Genomic DNA, 23,096 nt, shown 5'->3' on the forward strand with positions numbered 1-23,096 from the left:
GGATAGAACAATATGAAACGATATATACTCCTTACCTTTTTTGCGCTATTTATACTAAAAGGATGGGCACAAACGGATACAATAAGATACGTTAATCCAAGCAACAAATCAAAAAATGTAATGACTGATGGTAAAACCTGGGCCACAGGTTATGCACACGTACAGGATGCCATCAATAGTCTACACAACTACATGAAAGCTAACCCGAATGTCACGTCGGGCAGCATATATGTCATGGGTGGTGACAGTGCCATTTTCTCCCCACTTGAAACCACAGAGAAAGAGGCATCGTCTATACAGAATACCGCTATTAATATCTATGACGGTATACATGTATATGGTGGTTTTAATCCACAAAACCCTGAATCTACTCCTGCAGAGCGTATATTAGTAGATGAAAAAAATGCTGACAATACCATTACAGTAGGTGAAAGAGACGCTCTTGACGCTGCTGGTACCGGATCGGATATTGCACACTGGTCATTTAAGACACCGACCACCTTTACAGGTAAGCATGGTGTTGGTGAAGTGACATTTGAATGGAATGATACCGAAAAAAAATATAACACAAGATATCCTAGCAGTTCGTATCACGTCGTATGGTTTGGTACTGCCGGTGAAGAAACGGATGAGGAAACCAGTACACATAAAAAAGTAACAAACCGCCGTAAAGCCTATACCTATGGTGCCAGTCTAGACGGTGTTACGATACAAGACGGTAACGCCAATAATAAACAGTCAGACATACGAGCCCATAATAGCTATGGCGGTGGTGTATATATGGTAAAGAACACGATCCTTCGCAACTGCATTGTTACTCACAACAGTGCTGCTATAAAGGGTGGTGGCGTATATCTAGACGGTGGCGGTCTGGTAGAAAACTGCCACATCGTAGAGAATCAGAGTATCGGTTCAGGTATCACCGACGGAATGGGCGGTGGTGTTTCTATCGGATGGGAAGGTGGAATACGAAAGAGCTATATCGAGAAAAATGTTGCCCGCATGGGTGGTGGCCTAAATATTACACACGAAAATGACAGAGTACCACTGAGTTGGCAAACTGATGACAGAAACCAGTATGCAGGATATGCCACTTCGTGTATCATCACCAACAATACATCTATTACAGAAGCCGGTGGTGTTAATATCGGCAACGGTGGAGTCATCGTAAACTGTACTGTAGCAGAAAACGAAAACGCCGGTGCTGATGTAACCTATAAGAATCACCGATACGGTAGAAGTGGTGGTGTATATATAGACAAAATGGGCGTTGTATATAACACCGTTATCTGGGGCAATAAATGTAGTACGAATACAGATATACAATATGCGGCTTACATACAGGAAACAACCGATGAAAACACCAAGGTGAACCGTCCAATAGTAGCCTATACTGCTATTGCAAATCACGATATCACCAACTGGAATGGAACCCATAAAGATAATGTACTATCACTCGAAAAGGGTAATTATCCTGAATCAACCACTGCTTCAGGACATTTTCCTTATTTTATGGACCCATCTTCTATCGTCGGTGCGAATGGTCAAACACCTAACAACGTGTATACAGACTGGCGTATCAGTGCTCGTTCCGATTTAGCGTATCGTGCTGTACAAATACAAGATATCCCTACTTACAATAAGATCATCTTACATGCACAGGTGCAAAGCGACTTACGCGGTCGTACTCTCTACCCGATTTCTTCTTGCGGAGCCATGGAATGCGATGAAAGTAAAACCCGTGAAATTATGATGGCTTCTGTTGAAGAAAGCGACAATGGTCAGTTAATACCTACTATTTTTGTAGACCCTAATTTCAATGCCATTATCCCTGGATCTATATTCGGAACAAGTTGGGAATCACCATTAACCAATGTCAGTGAAGCCATTAACTATTTCCAAAAGAAATATTCAGACAAAGGCAACAATACGCAGAAAGTTCAAATCCTGATTAAAGAAGGTAGCATAAACACGACAGGACCAAGCTCGTATGTCAATAATATGCTCCGCTCAGCTTCTCTCCGACCACAATCTTACATGCGCATATTTGGTGGTTATCCTTCTGAATTAACTGGTACAAATACCCAGCAAACCATCAACGAAACTACTTATGCACGTAATCCATTGAATTACAAAACTATTGTAAGTGCCAATAATATTAACCAGGGATTTAATACCAATAGTGTACATGTCATGGAGTTGAATAACGTACACGACGTGATCGTAGATGGACTTACCCTGGAATATGGTAATTCTACTTCTATCAATTCAAACAACACACTGCCAAGTGGCGGTGCCATTATGATCTCAAATGTCAATTATGACACGAATACCGAACCTACGGGACGTGTGAACATGGACAACATTGAGATAAGAAACTGTACGATGCGAAACTGTGTTGCAGAAGAATCGGGTGCAGCTGTCTTTGCTAATGGATTCTATTATACAGGAATCCAAGATGATGGTGCCGATGGAAATGTCGCACTTAAAAATGTTTGTCATATCAGTGCTAAACTTCTTAACTGCGTCATCAACAACAATACCAACCAGTCTGGCACAGGTATCGTAACAGCCCGAGGTAATGCAGAAATCGTGATGGACCATTGTACATTAGTTAACAATGTAGGTATACCATTGCAAAGTATGCAAGCTCGTGGATATTCAGGAACGATCAATGCAACCAACTGCGCTATATTCGGAAATGTAACCGACTCGGTAAACATAACCGATATCGAAAACTACATCGCACCATTAGCAACTTCTCAAAATACGACCCTGAAAACCATTATCGGTAATAATAACATCGTAGACAAGACGATAACAATTCCGACGGGTTTCATGGATATGACCAATATTAAACAAGTATTGGGATCCGATGCCAACGACATCAAGAGCTATGCTCACTTTGAGAACGCTACTCAAACTGTAGGCGCAAGACATAATCAGGATAATATTACTATGTATGGTGGTGCTCCTGATTTCATGCCTAAAGATATGAACCCGATGGTGAATGCGGCAACTACTGATGACAGTAATGCCACATCTACCGACCTTACTACTGTAAATAAAAGAAATATCGGTGGTGCTCCTGATGCCGGTGCTATCGAGAACAATACACTCCCTGAAAACGGACAGGTAATCTATGTTCGCGAATCAGACGGTGTGGATGATAATGCTCACGGTGGCAGCTGGGGTTCTGCGCTCAAGACTATCTCTGCAGCCCTAGAACGTGCCACATACGGACAAGACATTTGGGTTGCTGCAGGTAAGTATTATGAAAACCTTACCATGAAGGAAGGCGTCAATGTATATGGCGGATTCCTGAACTATGGTAATCCAGGAAAAGAAGAAAACGAACGAAATATTTCTAACGAAGACCCTGAATACCAGACCATTATTGATGGTGACAGAAGCGGTAGAGTACTGAATCAGGAAGAAGACTTTAGTAAAGAGACTATCTGGGAAGGATTTACAATACAAAATGGTTTATGGGCTTCTGCCATAGCTGATGAAATGACTATATCTGAAAATGAAGTCATCGTAGATACACTCACGAGTGCATGGAGCCATGGTACTTACGGTACGAAAATCGTGAAGGAAATCACTGAAAATGTTACAGGTCACTTTACCAGACATTATAACGAAAGTGAACCTTCTTGGAAATCGGGTGTGGGTGTAAACCTTATGAGTAATGGTACACTGAAAAACTGTCTGATTAAGGATAACTTAATGCAGATGCAATACCCTACCCAGTATCTGGTTAAGAATGTACGCAATAAAGTTATTAAGATTACAATCTACACCAAAGACAGCGAAAATGGCATCGAAAAATCGACGACATCCATCAAATACGATAACAATTCAAGCCGTATCTATAATATGGTTGATGGTAAGTACAAGAACGCTAAAGGTGGTACAGAATATGGTGGTGCCGGTATTGCTACGACAAGTGGAAGTAAAGTACTCAACTGTATTATACGCAACAATGTTATCGATTTCAGTTCTCTTGATGGTAGTGTTGTAGCCAATGTATCTACTCCTGCTCGCGGTGTAGGAGTACTTATGGATGGTGGCGATATTGTAAATTCACTTATTGTAGAAAATTATTCAAATGTCGGTTCAGGTGTTCTTGGACAAGGCATTTACATCAAGAGTAAGAGTAGCCTATATAGCTGTACCATCGCATATAACAATGGATTCAATGTAAGAAGCAACTTTACTGGTGCTGCTGCCCCTGGTGTGTGGGACGATGCTTCTAATCCTAATAAAGGTAGCGGTTGGGCTGCTAATGCATCACAGTTCTATAACTGTATCATCTGGGGAAATGCAGGTTATGGTATCACAGGCGAAAACTATAACAACTTGTGCCGTACAAACTGGCAGGCCTCTATCGGTGTTACCGGTTTCTTACATAACTGTTACCACTCTACTCCATCCACCTACTTTGCCATAGAAGGTGTAAACAACAGTCACTCTGCGGTAACAGACTCCACCTTGGTATACAATACCAAGAATATCGACTATAATGGTGTGCCTGAAGCCAATTCTAAATATTACGAGGCCGCGTATGTAGATGCTTACCGCCAAAGCTGTTATGATGCCAATCTGTTTAACGAATACAACTATCCATATTTCCCAGATGGTTCATCAGACAATAATTATAGCATCAATCGCGCAAGCGATGTTGCCAATAATTGCATCAACATGGGTGCTGATGAATGGGCAGACGAAATGGATAGCAAATTCAATATTATAGAAGATATTACTGGAGCTAACCGTGTACAAGATTGTAAAATTGACAAAGGTGCATACGAATACGATGGTACTGGAGAAATTTCTCCTGTAATAGAAGGCAATTCTGCAACTTATTATGTAACAGAGAATGGTGCAGGTACTGCCAAAGGTACGTTGACAGAACCAGCCTGTATGCAGAAACTACAGAAGATACTCGATGCTGCTGGTCGATATAAATATGCAAACCCTACTTCTGCTGTAACCGTAAAACTCGCCAGCATTCCTGACGGTCATTACTATCCAACCCGTACGACTCAAGAGAACTACTCTACCATTAATCCGCGTAACTTCTCTATCATCGTACCACGTGGTGTAAAAGTGATGGGAGGCTATCTTGACACGGATAATTTTGCTTCTCGTAACATTATTGACAACCGTACCATACTGTCGGCAAAATATACCAGCGAAAACATTGTCACGCAGAGTTATCATGCCGTAACCTTCACGGATCATGTATTTGATATCAATCAAAATCTGGAATATGAGGATGATGGTGTAACTCCGAAGTCCATCACCAAGAAATTAATAGAAACCTATGGTACAACGCTGATTGATACCATCCAGAATATCGAACAACCCAATATTCGAGCTGTTCTTGATGGACTCTATATTGAAGATGGATCTGCCAATGGTATCAACACAGAAGACCAAATCGGTGGTGGTGCTATCATACCAAATTATGCCATGATCCAGAACTGTATCATCCAGAATAACAATGCACTAACAGAAGGTGGCGGTCTTTACTTGCAAAAACGTGCTCTCGTAATCGGTTGTATTGTAGAAAATAATTCGGCTGATTATGGTGGTGGTATCGCTGTCGTCGATAACAACGACATGAGTGAGAATGCGTATTTGAGTTACCCGTATGTAGTATCATCTACGGTCGTCAATAATACCGCTACTACTCGTGGAGGTGGTATCTACTTCCTCAATAACTTCCGTACCAACTCCAGTGTATACTGGGCTAATACTAGTAACGACCAGGCTGACTTATCGGGTGTTACCACCACAACAAATGGTTTGAAAGGTGATATCTATCCCGTTACCTATTGTGCTATTACCAACCAGATAGCAGACGGATCAAACAATATATCTGTTGATGCTGACGAAACGAAAGGTGTAAGGTGGAATAACACAGACGACGACAAATACTACTCATTACAGGTACTGTCACAGCTTACCCGAGGTGGTATGTCGTATGCCAACTTCCGCCGAATGCAAGAAAGCTATCCAAGCATCGACTCTCTTGACATCAATGGTTTGTCACGTATGGCAGTAAGTTTATCCGACTATAATGCCAAACGATCAGATTACGATGGTAATCCATGGACCGTGAAGAGCAATTCATATATCGAAATTGGTGCACGTGTGGTCAACTATGCATTCATGACCTACACGTCACAAAACATTACCACCGACAATCTGATGACACGACTCTTTGTGGCCCATACAGAATATGTAGAACCACAACGAGCTATTGCATGGCAGCAATCTGACAATACGATGTATAAACAGGTTGGCAGCTCATTTGCCAATCCGTTCTTACGCCTTGACGATGCCCTGGAATATGTAGCCAAAGCCCGACAGAGTTCGATAAACAATATCAACAATACACGATTTGAAATTTTCCTGGCGCAAGGTAGATATTTTCCTTACACCAATATCGACCGTAACAACTCTTCAGCCCGAGGCAATACCTTCCTCATTCCTGAAAAGGTTACGATAATCGGTAGTATTGATGTATCAAAAGATGACCATATGTACTGCCAGAGCAGCACTATAGGACAGGATATAACCATCACAAGCAATCAAAATACCTATACCCTCAAAGGGTGTACCACAGATAGTATCCGCGCTGCTCGTGAGCATATCGATTTCAACAAGAACTCGATCTATGAGCTTTGGGAAATGGCTGCTCAAACCACCCTGAGTGGTGAAGTTACTATCGACGACAATACTCCAGGTAATGTGAACCATGTTATCTCTATCATCAATGATGATTCCAAAACGGGTAAATCGCCTGATATGTTTACAGGCACAAACCTTACCAATGGAGAAACCACATTAGACCGTACTAAGGAAAGCCAGGAGTCTATGATGAGTCGTATGATCATCATAGATGGCATAAAGGTTACCAATGGTAACGCCAGTGAATATACTGATACAACAGTATACAACCTTAATGGCTACTTCCGAGGTGGTGGTATGTATATTGATGGAAACCCTGAGACTACTGTCTTCGCAAATTCTGACGAACAGCATAAGTTGACACGTACTATCGAAACAAATGCTATGGAACGTGGTCTGCGTGATAAAGCTGTACTCCTTGCTAACTGTATCTTCCAGAACAATAATGCGATACAGGGTGGTGCCATCTTCTCGAATGGTACACTCTATATTAGTGGTTCTGAATTTGTACAGAATACAACTGTCGGTCCTAGTGGTTCAACTGCTAATACGGATAACCGTTATGTATCATACAGTGGCGGTGGAGCTATTGCGTCCAACTCAGACTTATTAATGGGTAACTGTCTGTTGGCCAATAACGAAGCACTATATGGAGATGTTGCTATCACCATAAACGCTGATGATGTAACATTACATAACGGAAAGACCGTCAATAAGAATGCTAATCAATATCAGGGCTATGGTGGTGCCATCTGGTTGGGAGACGAATCCGCCATCTATATGATGAATACCGATATCGTACGCAACAAATCTGTAGGATATCCTTGTATCTTCAACTCTATTCCTAACCGTTCTGACAATATCCACCACTATGCCATCAATAACGTGTTCTGGGGTAACGAAATCTCTACAGAAAACAATGATACGCTCAAAACAATCATGAACATTGAGGAGTGGAAAGGTGTCGACAATGCACCTTCTATATTCTTTAATGCTTTTGAAAGCGGTCAAGCTCACACTCCGAATCGTACTCTCGATCCAAAATATAAGCGTATCAACTTTACCGGAAACTTCCAGGATATCGCTCCTCAATTAAGAGAGACACAGGAAGACGGTACCGTAATACAGTATGATATGAACATACTGCTCGATAGCGACAACGATGCTCTAGATGGTCCTAACTTTAAGGAACCTACCGTAGAAGCAGGTGCAGATGGTTACATGGAACAATGTAACTGGATGCTCTCTCGTATTAACAACTTATGTGATAACGGATGGGGTTACCTGGAACAAGATGAAAATGGTAAATTCATCAAAAATAGTGATGGCTCTTATGCTGGTGGTGGGTATTATAACTACTGGTCACGTCTCACTAACCGCTATAGTAACCTTACCTTGGTGCCACTGGGCGACGAGGTTTATATGGAATATAGCAATGTAGAAACTGACTTGAACGAAAGTAACAAACGTATCTCTAATGATCCATTGCATAAAAAAGGTCTCAACTATGACTATATCGACATGGGTCTGTACGAATATCAGCATACGATTCTAGCATTGAATAATAGCCACGAAGTAGATACCATCTGGGTGGCTCCTAGCGAAGTCGTCGGTCAGAACGATGGTAAAACTTGGAAGACCCCTACCTCAGACTTGCAACGTGCAATAGAGGTGCTATTAATGAGTAGAAACGACCATCCTAAAGTGCTCAATATCGAAGCCGGTACATATTCTCCAGCTTACGTGATGAACGATAATTTGGGATACACAATCGCACTGGGTAACTATAACAACAACTCTATCGAACTGAAAGATACTGTCTATACGGGTATCGGTTATGGTATAAAGAGTCTTACTATTAATGGTGGATGGAATACCGAAGCCGAAGAATGGAATCCGGAAACATATCAGGTTATCTTTAAACCTGGTAACATCTATGGTAGCACAACGAATCATATCTTGAATATCGTAGATGTGGAAAACCGTGAGACCGAAATGGATGTGAAGGAGGATAAAATAACGCGCCCTACCTTTAAGACCGTACCGATTACCATTAATGGTATTACCTTTATTAATAATACAGGACAAAGTACAAGTGGCGGTTCTTCTATTAACTATCAGGACCAATATTGTTCGGAGAGTAAGACCGAAACGGCTACAAAAACCACCATTCCACTTAACCCGAACGAAAATGATGATCCTAAACTGATTATCAAGAATTGTATTTTCCGTGAGAATGGTATACCAGGCAATACGACAGCTGCTCCAGCGGTTACTATTGGTACAGGTGGCGGACAGGCACTTATCTACAACAGTCTGTTCCACTCAAATATCGGTATCCCTGTAAAAGCTGTTGATACCAAGATAACCAACTGTACCTTCGCACTCAACGGAGGTCACACACAGCTTTCTGAGTCTGGATATACTTACACGCTCAATTCAAACGAAGAAAACAAGACATGGGGTCCTTATACCAGTGAACTGCATAACTGTATTATCTGGAAGGATGATACTCTTGCTTCTACCAAGTATGCACAACAGTATGAATTAACACATACGGGCAACCAGATAGATGAGGGTTCTGAATATAACAGTTATAATGCCGTATATGGTATCGAGAACACAAAAGAAGACCAGGCACATTACTACAATGTAGGCTTGGGTGATAATAATAATCTTGTGCTATATGGTCCTAACTTCATTGCCCCATTCGAGAGCAATGCAGCAGATTGCAACTTTAAGATTAGACCTGCCGACCATACCTGCCGCCGCGCAAATGCACGACTTTTTGCAGAAAAAGCGCTACTTCGTAATTTTACGGGTATGAGCGATGAAGCCATTCAGGATTCTGTCGTTACTGATCTTAAACACCAAACAGACCTCTCTGGTACCTTCAGCCGTTACAATGGTAAAGGTATGGAACGTGGTGCTTACGAAAATGTCATTGACCTGCAGCGCATATATTATGTAAAGCAGAATCAGGCATTCAATCCTGAAGTACAAGATGGTAAGAGCTGGAATTCTGCATTCGGTGGCGGACATTTACAGGATATCATTGACGGTGCTACACTTTATGTACACCTGAATACGGATAAAAAGAAATCATACGTCCTGGTAAATGGTCAGGCTACTGAACCACAGTTGACTATACGCGACGGTGTAAACTTGTATGGAAGCATACATTCTCTCATAGAACTGGGTGATACGCTGAATATGCAAGATAACGAGAAGGAGAATGCAATCACTGACATGATTAATCATATCAAGGCTGACCGTCGTGGTATGGCATCTGAAACTAACAGCGCTAATGCCACCCGTATACGTGGTCTCATTACGGAACCGGTCAATAATAAAGATAACATTCTGGGTAGTATTATAGATGGTTTTATCATCGAGAATGACAGCATAGCTGAAACTCCGGCTATCGAACTTGATAATGATCGTACCACTCTTCGCAATCTTATTATACAAAACAATAAGAACAAGGGTGAAGCTCTGATCAGAATCAAAAATGGTTTGCTCTATAACTCTCTCATCTATAACAATACGGCAACGACCCTCGTGGACAATCAGGGTGGTGTACTGCTCAACAATACCATTATTGCCAACCAGGCAGATGGTATTACTGTAGACAATAAGAGTGGTGAGGTCATCAATACGTTGATGTGGAACACTGCTACTGGCACATCAGCTGAAAAGAATGGAAACGGAACATTCACCACCAGCAATACGGCAAGCCAGGTGAATCCGTTCATTCCATATATGGATAATACCCTTTATGCTCATCAACCTACAGCATATACAATCTATCCTACCTATTACTATCAGTTGCACGAAGCGAGCAGCATGATTAATGCCGGTACGAATATAACCACACCAAGTGGTGAACTTATCATCGGCAACAAACACTTCTCACACGATGCAGTAAACTTTGCAACAGACCGTGATATCTTAGGTAATCCACGTCTACTCGGTAAACAGGAGGGTGAAACATCCAACCATATTGATATTGGTGCTTTTGAAGTATGGAACATCTCTGACCATCAAAATGTCTATACCGAAAACACCACAAACACAGAGGCTAATCTCACTGAGGATGATGACAGCTACCGTACCTATACCAAGAATTACGGTGGCAACTTCTATCCACATGCGGGTAGTGTCATGTATATCGGGCGAGGGGCAAGATTCAATTTCAACAAGAATGCGAGTGAAACTCCTATTTTTGACGCCGACAACGCATTCATGCCAAGTTATCTACTCCTCAAAGACAGTGCCTCTCTCTATGGTAATCGTAACGTGATACGAGCAAGCTATGTCGCTATTGAGAAGACTCTCAAAAAGGGTGATCGCTATAAACTCATGTCGCTTCCATTCAATGAGTACTATTGGGATAATGTAAATGTGGTATCTAGTCAAGATGGTAATATCACATTAAGTAAATTCGATCTCACCAATGCTGTGGTTAAAACCTACAATGGCGAAACTCGCTCTGCATGGAACTACGAATATCAAGCTGAAAATTCGTCATGCTGGGAGGATGTGCATGTCGATACTCCTCTTCAAGTTGGAGAAGGATGGATGATAGACTATGGCCGCTCTCTCAACGAAGATCAGACCATTCGAATGACAGCATTTGCCAAGAATAATAACAGCTTTGCCTACGAGGAAGACGGTAGCGATAAGCAGGTTATTCTTACACAGCATAACACGATAGATCGTAGTGGAACGGCTCACTTTACTAGAGCAGAAAATATGGGATGGAACTTTATCGGACTTCCATACTTGGTAAGTAATTACAATACTGCTACCGGTCAAAATGGCAAGTACCAGATGCACATTCCACATGTGCTCTATGGCGTAAACAGTGAAGACGGTACATATCAGAGTGCAGACCAGATGGTAACTCTCCCAAGCTGGGAAGAAGGTTCTGAGATAACGATGGGCGACGGCTACTTTACACAGACCGCAACTCAAAGTGATACCGAAAAAGTTACCTTCCGCCTGCCTATAAACCCAGAAGAACCAACACAGGCTGCTGCCAAGCCAAATATCATGCTAACGGCAGAGAATGGTACTAAAGATGCTGTTAAGATGGCTCCATCTGCTGAAGCCACAAGCATTACCTACAGTGTTGGTAACGGTGGTGTAAAATGGGATGCCATCAACGATACCCTACCAGAAATTTATGCAAACGCTTCTGACGGCACACGTATGAGCTGGGTACCTGAAGCTCCGGTTGAACAGGAATTGGGTATAGGTATCAAAGCTGCAAAAACGGGTAACTATACGATATCATTACCTGAGGTTGATGCTTTTGATCAAGTTAGTAATGTATGGCTCATAGACCATGCAACGGGTACTGTTACCGATCTTAAAGATAATGCTTACCAGCTTACGATCAGCAAAGCTGGTACATACGACAACCGTCTTGCTATTAAGTTTGGTGGCATGCAACCTACGGGTATTAAGACTGCTGAGGCTAGCAGTACATTAAGCATATATGTAGAAAATACGACCTTACATGTTAAGGGTATCGAAGGTGCAGAAGATGTCAATATCTACACCATCAGTGGTAAACTCTACAGCCATGCTCACCAGGTACAAAACGAATATACCAAGGAACTACATCCTGGTGTATACATCGTGAAAGTTAAAAATACAACCAAGACCATCGCCGTGAAATCACAAAAGTGATTTCACGGGCCGATGGCTCATTGTTATGAATAGCCATATATCCATGAACATTTCGACGGGTATCATGAAAAAAAAATCAGTCCTTTTATTTCTTTTGTTTACTCTACTGACTATTTCGAACAAAATACAGGCACAGGATTTAGAGTCAATAGACCTCATCAAATACTGTCAGCACTTCCATTTTTCAGATAAAAATATAGCCCAATCTGCAGAACAGGAACAATATTTGGCAGATTTTTTCTTTCTCTTGCAGCACGTTGAGGATGACGATTACAAGCAACATGCCATCAATAACCTGTTTCAAGAAGCATCCCCATATCCAGAAGCCATCGACTTCATATTAGACGAAAGTCATCGGTACTTAACCGACTGTGAATCACCTGTATACAATCCTAAACTCTGGGAATTTTTCAGACGAGACACACGGGGACATGTCGTTCTCGACTTTCAATATACTGATGAAGAAGGACGAGATTCTACACTCTATACGACTCCTCTACAAGGTGATATTACCCTATTCTTCTATAATCCTGAATGCGAACATTGCATGCAAACGATAGCTGAATATAAGATACGCGAAGATGATTCCTGCATAACAGACGGAGAGACCATTTGGGCTATCCACGTAGGAGAAAATGATATACTCTGGCATAATACACTACCACTTTTGCCCAAGTCGTGGAAAAAAATAAAAGATCGTAGTCATCTTATGACACGACGCTGGTACGATCTTGAGAAGTTGCCTCATATCGTTAAGATAACAGCCAACTATCAGGTAAAACAGGCTCAATAAAAAGCGTTACTAGAAAAACATTAGAGGTTCGACTTATTAAAAAAGTCGAACCTCTAAATAAAAAAAATAATATATTGAATTACAATTTAATAACCAAGAACTTACTAACACTCCAGAACTTGTTCACATCCTTGATGTGTAAAGTAGAAGTACCATTTGCATTCTGAGTAATCTCATAAGAACCTGCAGGCATTTGAGTCATAATCTGAGGCTTCTTAGAATTCAAGTTAATATCATTATAGTTACGGATATCAATTTTGCTGAAATCTGCACTCTTCAACTTAGATACATCAATCTTTTTCTTTGCAAGGAAACCACCAGTCAACAAGCCCTTATTCTTCAGCTCCTTACTTGTACCAATCTGCACATAAGCCTCATGAATCGTTTCATCTTGAGCATTCATAACCGTCTGCTGCTCTGCAACCGTATTATTAAGCTGAGTATTCGTGGTATTAAGAGCTGTGATATCATCATTCAACTTGGCGATATCTGCGTTCTTCTTGTCCAACTCTGCCTGCAATTCAGCAATCTTAGCTTCTTTCTCATCCAACTGCTGCTTGTAATAAGCTATCAACTTCTTCACACGCTGAGAATAAGAAGAATTACTGCTGCTAAGCTTTTGCTCGAGCTCTGCGATATGCTCACGCTGACGCTTAACGATATCATTTAAGGTAGACAACTGAGTCTTTAAAGTTTCCTTATCAATACGCTTTCCCTCAGGATTAGAAGACTTGCGAACAATACCTTCCTGAGCAGCAATACTGTCCATACCATCACTCATAACCTGAATAAACTGAGCCATAGAGGTAACATCTTCAGCACGTAGACTATCTACATTTGCAAGAGAATCAAGCTGTTTCTGCAATGCTTCTGCTTTATTATCCTTGCAACCGACAATAGTCAAACCTGCTAATACAACGAGGCTCATTACACTAATTTTACTTTTTTTCATAACGATAACTCTCCTAATTTTAAATGAATAATAAATAATAATATAGGAATAATAACTAAAAATTTTTTAACAAAAACAAATTTTCTTTCTACAACAAAGGTATAGTAAAATTACTGATATTAATAACAAAAACGCATATAATTATGATTTTTTATACAACAACCGTTACGATAGAGGAGGAATTTTGGAATTATTTACTTACGTTGTGACGAATTAAACTATACCAATAAATGATAATTATGACTCTTGCAAAAAAGAAGCTTCTTCGCAAAAGTTACTGCACGAAAAACTATCGTATTTCAAAATAATGTACTACCTTTGCACGTCGAAATAAAATAAAATCATGGCAACTCATCAACAAAAATTAGCAATCAGACAACAAATAGACAATTTTATAAAACAAGGCGGAGACTTCGCATTTGTTTTTGGAGATATCCGTTTGCCAGTAGAGTACAACGAAGCATTAGGAACATTACACGTTAATGTAAAAGACAAAAAAGTTTCTCTTGTCGTAAATTATAATATCGACTTACAAGATAACCTGAATGACTTGATGGAACATCTGCTTACTGAGTACCCAGAATTAACTGACTAAGCTATTAAAATAGCTCTATCTATAATCCCCATTAGCATTAATAAAAACTAAAAAGAAGAAGCCTTATGGAATATATGTCTCAAGAGGGATACGATAAACTCGTAGCCGAACTACAGCACCTTACTAAGGTGGAATTACCACGAGTAACAGAAGCGATCTCAGAAGCACGCGATAAAGGCGATCTGAGTGAAAATTTCGAGTATCATGCAGCTAAGCGCGAACAAGGACGTCTACTGGGCCGTATTCGTTTTAAGCAGAATGTACTGGCTCATGCTCGGGTTATCGATTCTTCACGGCTCAGTGCTGACAATGTACAGCTTCTCAGTAAGGTTAAACTTACGAATACCGGTAATAATGCCAGCATGAATTATACCATCGTAAGTCCGCACGAAGCGAGCCTTAAAGAGGGTAAGATTTCTATCAAATCTCCTATTGCACAGGCTTTACTTAATAAAAAGGTAGGAGACGTGGTCGAAGTAAGGGTTCCTGCTGGTCTACTAAAACTGCGCATTGATAATATCGAATTATAATACTTCACCAAGAAATACTATGATTGCTGCTTGTTTATTGATTCTCTGTAATTCTTTCAACATGCAGGCTCAACAAACCGATAATCAGCTACGTGTGTCTTATTCTACCACAAAAGACACGACCATAACTAATTCTCATCATGAGCCTAAGTCTGTTTTACATCGCGAACAAGTATCTCATCATTTTAAGGATGACCGTAACAAATATTTAAATCAAAAAGCAGAGAATAAAAAAGATTCCAATATCATTATTGATAATACCGGTGTCAATAATAAGCGATTTGAGGGTAGTTTGTATTCTGAAGTAAACTATGGCAGACACGGGGACCTTGATTCTCCTGACTTGCTCGACTTGCCTCATTTCATTATTAATGGCCATTTACATTTGGGCAAAGGGTGGACTGTTGTGGCCGAACTGGAATATGAGCAGTTTTATGAAAATAAACAGTGGGAATATAAATTTGATGGCAACTTTACATCCAACAAACTGTATATAGCCAAAGATTTTTCTAAGGCCTTCAGTGCAAAAGCTGGTATTATTGAGGTTCCTGTAGGTATCGTCAACGCAGGTGGACCTGCACTTACCATCTACGACCCTGAAAGCGAATCGAATATTATTCCGATGAGCTGGCATGAAGGTGGCGCCAGTATATATGGCTCCCTTGGTAAATGGGATTATCAGATTGGCGGCTATATCTATACTTCTCTCCCACTAAAAAATAGCCAAATGCTAGGAGGAGCTACTCGCCTGAACTACTATCCTATCAACGGTCTTCGCATGGGTGTGAGTAGCTACTGGGGAACGCCATGCAAAAGTCAATATCACCGACAAGATTTGAATTTTCTTGGTACAGACGGACTATGGTATGGTGCTTTCGACTTCGATTACCAGGAGAATGGTTGGATTATAGACGGTTCTGCTATTTACTGTACCGACCAATCAGCTAAATCTGCTGGTATAGAAATCGGCTATGACTTCTTTGAGACAACTGAAAAGACAGATAAGATGGAACTTATTCCATTTATGCGATACGATGGATTGTTTCATTTAGGCGAACTCAACTTTAATAAATATACTGTGGGTATCAACTTTTCACCACTCAAAAACCTGGTAGTAAAAGGCGAATATGCCATACGACACCATCAAGGAGGGTTTGAAGAAGGTGAAAAAGCCACTTGGCATTCTTTTGATATCGGAGTAAGTTATACTTGGGAATTCTGATAAAAAAAGATAGAATATGCTCGATTTCGATGTAGAAATAGAAGACAAGACCAAAGACATCATCAAGGTAATCGGTGTAGGTGGTGGCGGATGCAATGCTGTAAGCAATATGTATCGGGAAGGCATTGATAATGTCTCGTTTGCTGTATGCAATACTGATAGCCAGAGTCTGAGAAATTCACCTGTACCCGTAAAAATACAATTGGGCACAGGTTTGGGTGCTGGTGCCAATCCAGAAATCGCCAAACGAGATGCCGAAGAAGCCGTAGACGATATCAAACGTTTGTTGTCTGACGGCACTAAAATGTGCTTTATCACTGCAGGCATGGGCGGTGGAACGGGCACGGGAGCAAGCCCGATTATCGCTGGTGTGTGCAAGCAGCTGAACATTCTGACAGTAGGTATTGTTACCATTCCTTTCTTTTTTGAGAAACGCAATAAGATTATCACGGCCTTACAGGGAGTAGAACAGCTTCGTAAAAATGTAGATGCCCTGCTTATTGTGAACAACGAGCGTCTTTGTGATATCTATGCCGATACACGGGTACCTATCAAGGAAGCATTCAAGACTGCCGACAAATTACTGAGTGATGCCACAAGAAGTATAGCAGAACTGATTACTGTTGAGGGCACTATTAACCTTGACTTTAGAGATGTGGAAGCTACTATTAAGGGAGGTGGCGGAGCTTTAATGGCTATCGGAAGAGCATCGGGCGAAAAACGTGTTCAAAATGCGATTCTTAATGCACTCGACTCTCCTCTTCTATATGGTAGCGATATTTCTAAAGCCAAACGCATTCTCTTTAATATTTATACGAGCGAAGAGCATCCTCTCTTGATCAGTGAAATGCAAGAAATAGACTCTTTCATGTATGAACTTGATCCAAATATTAATGTGATATGGGGCGTATCTGATGACAATACTGTTGGCGAGGATGCCAAAGTAATTATTCTAGCAACGGGGCTGGATAATGAGTTCCTGCCTAGAGAAAAAGATCATGGAGAAGATGAAACGCTATATTATAACGAAATCATCGAAAGTCTCTATCGAAAAAATCAGACTGAACATTCTGAGGATGCTGATAATACTGAAAAGGATATAAGCACTGAAATAGCGGAGGATGATGTTAATGCAGAGAAGGACGATAATACTGAAAAGGATGCAAGCACTGAAATAGCTGAGGAAGATGAAAATGATGATTTTTCTAATCTTGAAATAGAGACTTTGGAAGAGCAAAAAGATAAGAACGAACAAGAAACGCTTGAAAATCTGGAAGAAAAGGATGACCAGAAAGAGGATAAATTAACGTTCAGACCCTATAATCCTGCAGCAAATCATAATTCCGTCATCAAGAAACCGACAAATTATGATGAAAACGGTGCACATGAATACGATATCAAGGAACAAGCGACCCATCATCTTAGTTTCGCCGAACGGGTACGTCTTCGCATTAAGAATACGATGGATAAATTCACTGATGAATGATCTGAAGAATAACAATTACATCTGCACAAAGAACTAAATATCGGAAAATATCGCGATTATATCAAAAGTAAAGTGATTATAACTAAAAAAGTGAACTAGCAAAATGTGCTAATTCACTTTTTTCTTTGCAGGCGAACCAGGAATCGAACCCAGAAAGGCGGTTTTGGAGACCGCTATTTTACCATTAAATTACTCGCCTATTATGCAAAGGTACTCCCTTTTACAAAACGATTGCAAAAGTAATATTTTTTTTTCAAATAGCCAAAATTTTTTAAGACAAGTTTACAACAAGATTATATATTTTGGCTATTGATTTAAATTACGATGAGCATAAGCCTGAATGCAATCAGGTATTTTACGCTCATAGCTCTCGTTACCCAATAAACTCGATGTCAATAGCATATCTGCAGTCGTACGATTAGTAGCAAAAGCAATATTGTAAAGTGAAGCTAGTCGAGACAAAGCCGACACATCGTTCTGGTGTCCCTGCATTACCAAGTTGTCACAAAAGAAGATAAGCATATCTACCTGTCCGGTAGCAATCATAGCACCTATCTGCTGATCTCCCCCCAGTGGACCACTCAGTAACCGAGTAACCTTATCTTTAAAAGGATAAGTTACCACTTCTTTATCACCATCTGTTTCAGTAACAATACTCAGCTCACTGATAAGCTTTCCGGTAGTACCCGTCGCATAAAGATGATGATTAGAGAGTAAGTCTGCATTAAACTTAACCCAATTCATGATTTCTTTCTTACGTGAATCGTGTGCAACAAGTGCAATATTCAATGTTTCTTTCATATATCTTTTTAATTTACTTTGTTAATTAAAATAGCAGTCCACCTTTTGAAGTGAACTGCTTATTCATGCTTCTCACGTATTACATTCATTTTTTAATTAGTACATAGGCACTATAATAAACTTACAAAATCTCTCTCTCAACGACAATAAGATAAAATACATCAAGTGTTGTCTTTACGATTGCAAATATAAACAAATTGAAACTATTTTAGTTTAATATATTACATTTTTCTACAAGTACAATTAGTATTCTTACTATTCGTAAGTCAAAGACTAAAAATACTAACCAACTGTAAGCGTTTACCAATAAATATCTTACAATACGTAAGAATAAACATAATATATAAAACATTATGACATCAATTATACAACTTTTGCCAACAAAAAGCTATCTTTGCAGCCAAAACACAAACCATTATATATAAAAGAAATAGCTATGCATATCAAAAAGAAATGGATTTTACTCATGCTTGGCATGGCCTTTATAGCCATATCAGGATTATTCGTCAGTGAACCATCATTCACCTGTGATTTTAGTAAGATCAATGGTGCAGATGTATCTTGGCTCATCACCTCCACGATTTTTGTACTAATGATGACCCCAGGACTGTCTTTTTTCTATGGAGGAATGGTAGGAGCCCGAAATGTAATATCAACCATGCTCCAAAGTTTTATCGCCATGGGTATCATTACAGTACTCTGGGTAGCATTTGGTTTCAGTCTGTGTTTTGGTGACGACATTGGTGGCATTTTAGGCAATCCGAACACCTTTTTAATGTTTCAGAATGTAGGAGCCGACACTTATATTACCCCAACAGGAAAATTAGTAGGTGGCGCAACGATACCGTTGGCTCTTTATGCTCTGTTCCAGATGAAATTTGCCATTATTACCCCTTCACTGATTACAGGTTCATTTGCAGAGCGAGTACGTTTTTCGGCTTACCTCTTCTTCATGATGTTTTTCTTCATAGTGATCTACTGTCCATTGGCACACATGACATGGCATCCAGATGGACTATTCTTGAAATGGGGAGTAGTCGATTTTGCAGGTGGTATCGTTGTCCACGCCTCATCTGGTGTTGCAGCATTAGCCGGAGCGATATTTCTTGGTCGAAGAAAGACTCAGACCAAGAATGAGGAACCAGCCAACATACCTTTTGTGCTCCTCGGAGCTGCCATGCTTTGGTTAGGATGGTTTGGTTTTAATGCAGGTAGTTCTTTACACGCCGATGGTGTAGCCGTTAAAGCCTTCTTAAATACCACGACAGCCTCAGCAACAGCGATGATGACTTGGATATTTTTCGATTGTCTTCGTGGCCGTAAACCTTCAGCTATGGGCGCAGCAGTAGGTTGTGTCGTCGGTTTGGTAGCTTGCACCCCTTCAGCAGGATATGTTACTGTAGGGCAGACCATATTTATTGCATTCATAATTACCATGATATGCAATATTGCCGTATACTGGCGTTCACAGAGCCGCATAGACGATGCTCTCGACGTATTTCCTACCCATGGCACAGGTGGTATTGTAGGTACAGTCATGACAGGTATCTTCATTCAGGAAGGGCTCATTGCCGGCACATGGGATGGCTTTGTTGTCTTCCTCTATCATCTGTTAGCCATCGCTATAGTATTCGTTTACACCTTTATTATGAGTTATTTCGGTTATTGGTTAGTAGATAAATTTGTACCTATGCGTGTCAGCATCGAGAGCGAACGGGTAGGTCTAGACCTTAGTCAACATGATGAACATTACGGTCTGGCCCACTTCGGAGAACGGGAACTTGCCGAATATGAAAGACATATTAAAGACAAAAATGGATAATTGACTATTGTATTTAAGCAAGAAAGGGGCATATCGTGAGAAATGCCCCTTTCTTATTTGATAATACCATCCTCACCATCATAGTATCGAACAATAGAAATGAAACACGATATTATATATTTAATATATCCTTTGGATTATTCTGATATTTTTATTACCTTCGCCGCGCCTAAATAAAAAGATTAGCTTTATACATGAGAACCTATTTACTAATGATGCTTCTTATGGTCATATCTACCGTGAAGAGCCAAACTTATGACACGACATTCTACAATGAAGATTCAGGTCTAACCCAATGGCATGTTACTCAAATGCTACAAGACCACAATGGCATGATGTGGTTTTCCACATGGAATGGTCTTAATCGATTCGATGGTAAGGAATTTATTGCATTCAAGTCGAAAGCTGGTGATGGAAGTAATATGCCTACTGATCGCATTCGCGATATGATACTTGCCAAAAATAATGACATATACTGTCGCGTAGATGAGACATGGTACAGATTTAGTCAGAAAGACGGCAAGTTTTATAATCTTACCGTCCGCGCTAATCGTATTCTCAACTCGGTCTCTCACAGACAGACCAAATTTATGAAGGGTAAAGAAGAAAAACTCTTCGAGATGTATGACCGACAGGGTAACTTATGGTGCATCATGAAGAATGGTATCCAAAAACTTACTCCATCACATTCTCCCGTAAAACAATTAGACCAAGTGGGCCATTCTTCTCAAATAAGAGCTTTCTTCAAAGATCATAAAGGCCAGATTTGGATTTCCAGTCGTGAAGAAAAATGCATCTATCTTTTTGACCGTTCACTTCATTTCAAAAAATCCATTCCCATTCAGGCCTCAGCCTATACCATAGCAGAAGATGCGCAGGGACAGATTCTTTTGGGCTGCAAACCTGAAGGTTTGCTTATAGGCAATGAGAATGGCTTTCAACGCTGCTCACCACCTCTTGATATCTATGACATCGTTACTTCCAGTCATGAACCAACTTGGATTGCCTCGTTTCAGGGCATTTTCCAACTGAAAGGCGGCAAGTTAACATCCTGGCTGCCACCTACCGCACCCCAAATGCGCTTTCGCAAAATATTCCAAAAAGGAAATGTTCTGCTGGGAGCCACAACAGAAGGACTATTTGTGGCTGATATCAAGAATAAAAAGTTTATTCTTCATCAGAAAGAGGCCAACAGAGTCAATAGTATGAGCTCTTCGGCCTGCATGAATATTCTGGAACACCAGGGGCACCTCTATATTGCCACAGAAAGCGGCGGAGTCAATGAAATTCTCAATACGAATCTGCTCGACAAACAACTCCGGTTCCGACATTTCGACATGTCAATGGGCCTTGCCTCAGACATCGCGCTGTCTATGGTATCACTAGGAAACAACATACTTATCGTAAGCAGCAACAAATTAATCATCCTTAATCCCCAAACCGGCAAGTCTCGTTCGCTTAGTAAGCACTTTCTGCAACGATCCTGCCGATTCAGCGACGCCACCCCTATCCGTCTGGCTGACGGCCGCTGGTTATTAGGACTCCAGGATGGAGCTATCCAGATAAACGAGAAAGCACTTCAGGGCAGCAGATTCCGACCATATTTGGCATTGACAGCCATAAGCATAGAGAATCATCCCACCCTGTATCATGCAGATGCACTCAACAAAATTACACTTCAAACTGATGAACGAACGCTCTCTCTCTCTTTCGCTGCACTCGATTACAGTGATCCCCATCATATCTTATATGCTTATCGACTGGCTGATGATACCGAGTGGCACTATCTGGGGCACAATCGTACGATTACACTCCCAGAATTAAAGCCAGGCGATTACGAACTTCTCATTCAGAGCACCAATGCAGACGGCACATGGAGTAACAATACTCGCAAACTATCAATTCATGTTACCCCTAAATTCACAGAAACAATCTGGTTTACACTGCTTAATCTTCTGACTATCATTACCATACTGGCTATAGGAGGCTATACCTATTATTATATAAAACGCATGAAAAGCCAGCAAAGGGAAACCCTTGAAGCCTATCTGGCACTACTCCATACAGAAGAGCAAGAACAGAAAACAGCCCAAGAAAAAACAAGTAAGCCACAACTCTCCGAACAAGACGACGCCATCATGAAACGTGTCATGACCTTCGTTGAAGAACACATCGGCGATACTGATGCCGGTGTCAGTGAAATGGCCGAAGCAGCATTAATGTCAAAATCAAATCTTACCCGTAAACTCAAAGAACTTATAGGACTCACCCCTGGTGATTTTCTTAAAGAGGCCCGCATCAAGAAAGCCACAGAGTTACTAAAAAATACAAATATGAATATATCCGAAATAGCTTACATGTGTGGATTTAACGATCCCAAATATTTCTCCAAGGTATTTAAATCCTCTATCGGAAAAACACCGAGCGAATATCGAGAATAAAAATATCATATACAAGCGCAAACACCCTGTTAATCGGTTGTTTGCGTTTTTTTTT

General features: G+C 40.6%; 10 protein-coding genes and 1 tRNA gene. 8 read left to right on the forward strand and 3 right to left on the reverse strand.

Going from position 1 to position 23,096, the window contains the following annotated elements:
• The first annotated feature begins 12 nt into the window (after window positions 1–12).
• Both L6469_RS14135 and L6469_RS14140 read left to right on the forward strand, forming a co-directional pair.
• A complete protein-coding gene (locus tag L6469_RS14135; RefSeq protein WP_143067234.1) occupies window positions 13–12,399 on the forward strand; it encodes a T9SS type A sorting domain-containing protein in 12,387 nt (4,128 codons plus the stop codon).
• A 64-nt stretch (window positions 12,400–12,463) separates the two neighbouring features.
• Window positions 12,464–13,192: a hypothetical protein gene (locus L6469_RS14140; RefSeq protein WP_143067233.1), complete on the forward strand. Its 729-nt coding sequence runs from the start codon at window positions 12,464–12,466 to the stop codon at window positions 13,190–13,192.
• A 79-nt stretch (window positions 13,193–13,271) separates the two neighbouring features.
• On the opposite strand, the gene L6469_RS14145 is transcribed toward L6469_RS14140, so the two are convergent.
• A complete protein-coding gene (locus L6469_RS14145) occupies window positions 13,272–14,144 on the reverse strand; it encodes a hypothetical protein (RefSeq protein ID WP_006281415.1) in 873 nt (290 codons plus the stop codon).
• A 343-nt stretch (window positions 14,145–14,487) separates the two neighbouring features.
• On the opposite strand from L6469_RS14145, the gene L6469_RS14150 reads away from it, so the two are divergent.
• The 4 genes from L6469_RS14150 to ftsZ all read left to right on the forward strand — a co-directional run bounded on the left by L6469_RS14150 (window position 14,488) and on the right by ftsZ (window position 17,977).
• Entirely contained in the window at window positions 14,488–14,739 is a 252-nt protein-coding gene (locus tag L6469_RS14150; RefSeq protein WP_006281416.1) for a hypothetical protein, read from the forward strand.
• Window positions 14,740–14,804: 65 nt separating this feature from the next.
• Complete coding sequence (gene greA, locus L6469_RS14155; RefSeq protein WP_006281417.1) at window positions 14,805–15,269, forward strand: transcription elongation factor GreA; 465 nt, start codon at window positions 14,805–14,807, stop codon at window positions 15,267–15,269.
• Between the two features lie 61 nt (window positions 15,270–15,330).
• Entirely contained in the window at window positions 15,331–16,491 is a 1,161-nt protein-coding gene (locus tag L6469_RS14160) for a hypothetical protein (protein ID WP_143067232.1), read from the forward strand.
• Between the two features lie 16 nt (window positions 16,492–16,507).
• On the forward strand, window positions 16,508–17,977 hold the full coding sequence (gene ftsZ / locus L6469_RS14165) for a cell division protein FtsZ (RefSeq protein WP_006281419.1): 1,470 nt from the start codon (window positions 16,508–16,510) through the stop codon (window positions 17,975–17,977).
• A 128-nt stretch (window positions 17,978–18,105) separates the two neighbouring features.
• Here the strand turns inward: ftsZ and L6469_RS14170 are convergent.
• Both L6469_RS14170 and L6469_RS14175 read right to left on the reverse strand, forming a co-directional pair.
• Window positions 18,106–18,176, reverse strand: a tRNA-Trp gene (locus L6469_RS14170).
• A gap of 107 nt (window positions 18,177–18,283) precedes the next feature.
• Window positions 18,284–18,778, reverse strand: coding sequence for a methylglyoxal synthase (locus tag L6469_RS14175; RefSeq protein ID WP_006281420.1), 495 nt, complete (start codon window positions 18,776–18,778; stop codon window positions 18,284–18,286).
• Window positions 18,779–19,214: 436 nt separating this feature from the next.
• On the opposite strand from L6469_RS14175, the gene L6469_RS14180 reads away from it, so the two are divergent.
• Window positions 19,215–20,600, forward strand: coding sequence for an ammonium transporter (locus L6469_RS14180; RefSeq protein ID WP_006281421.1), 1,386 nt, complete (start codon window positions 19,215–19,217; stop codon window positions 20,598–20,600).
• 194 nt (window positions 20,601–20,794) lie between these two features.
• A complete protein-coding gene (locus L6469_RS14185) occupies window positions 20,795–23,041 on the forward strand; it encodes a helix-turn-helix domain-containing protein (RefSeq protein ID WP_006281422.1) in 2,247 nt (748 codons plus the stop codon).
• The last annotated feature ends 55 nt before the right edge of the window (window positions 23,042–23,096 follow it).

The organism is Segatella baroniae B14 (genome assembly GCF_022024235.1).
In the GTDB taxonomy this organism is placed as follows: Bacteria; Bacteroidota; Bacteroidia; order Bacteroidales; family Bacteroidaceae; genus Prevotella; species Prevotella bryantii.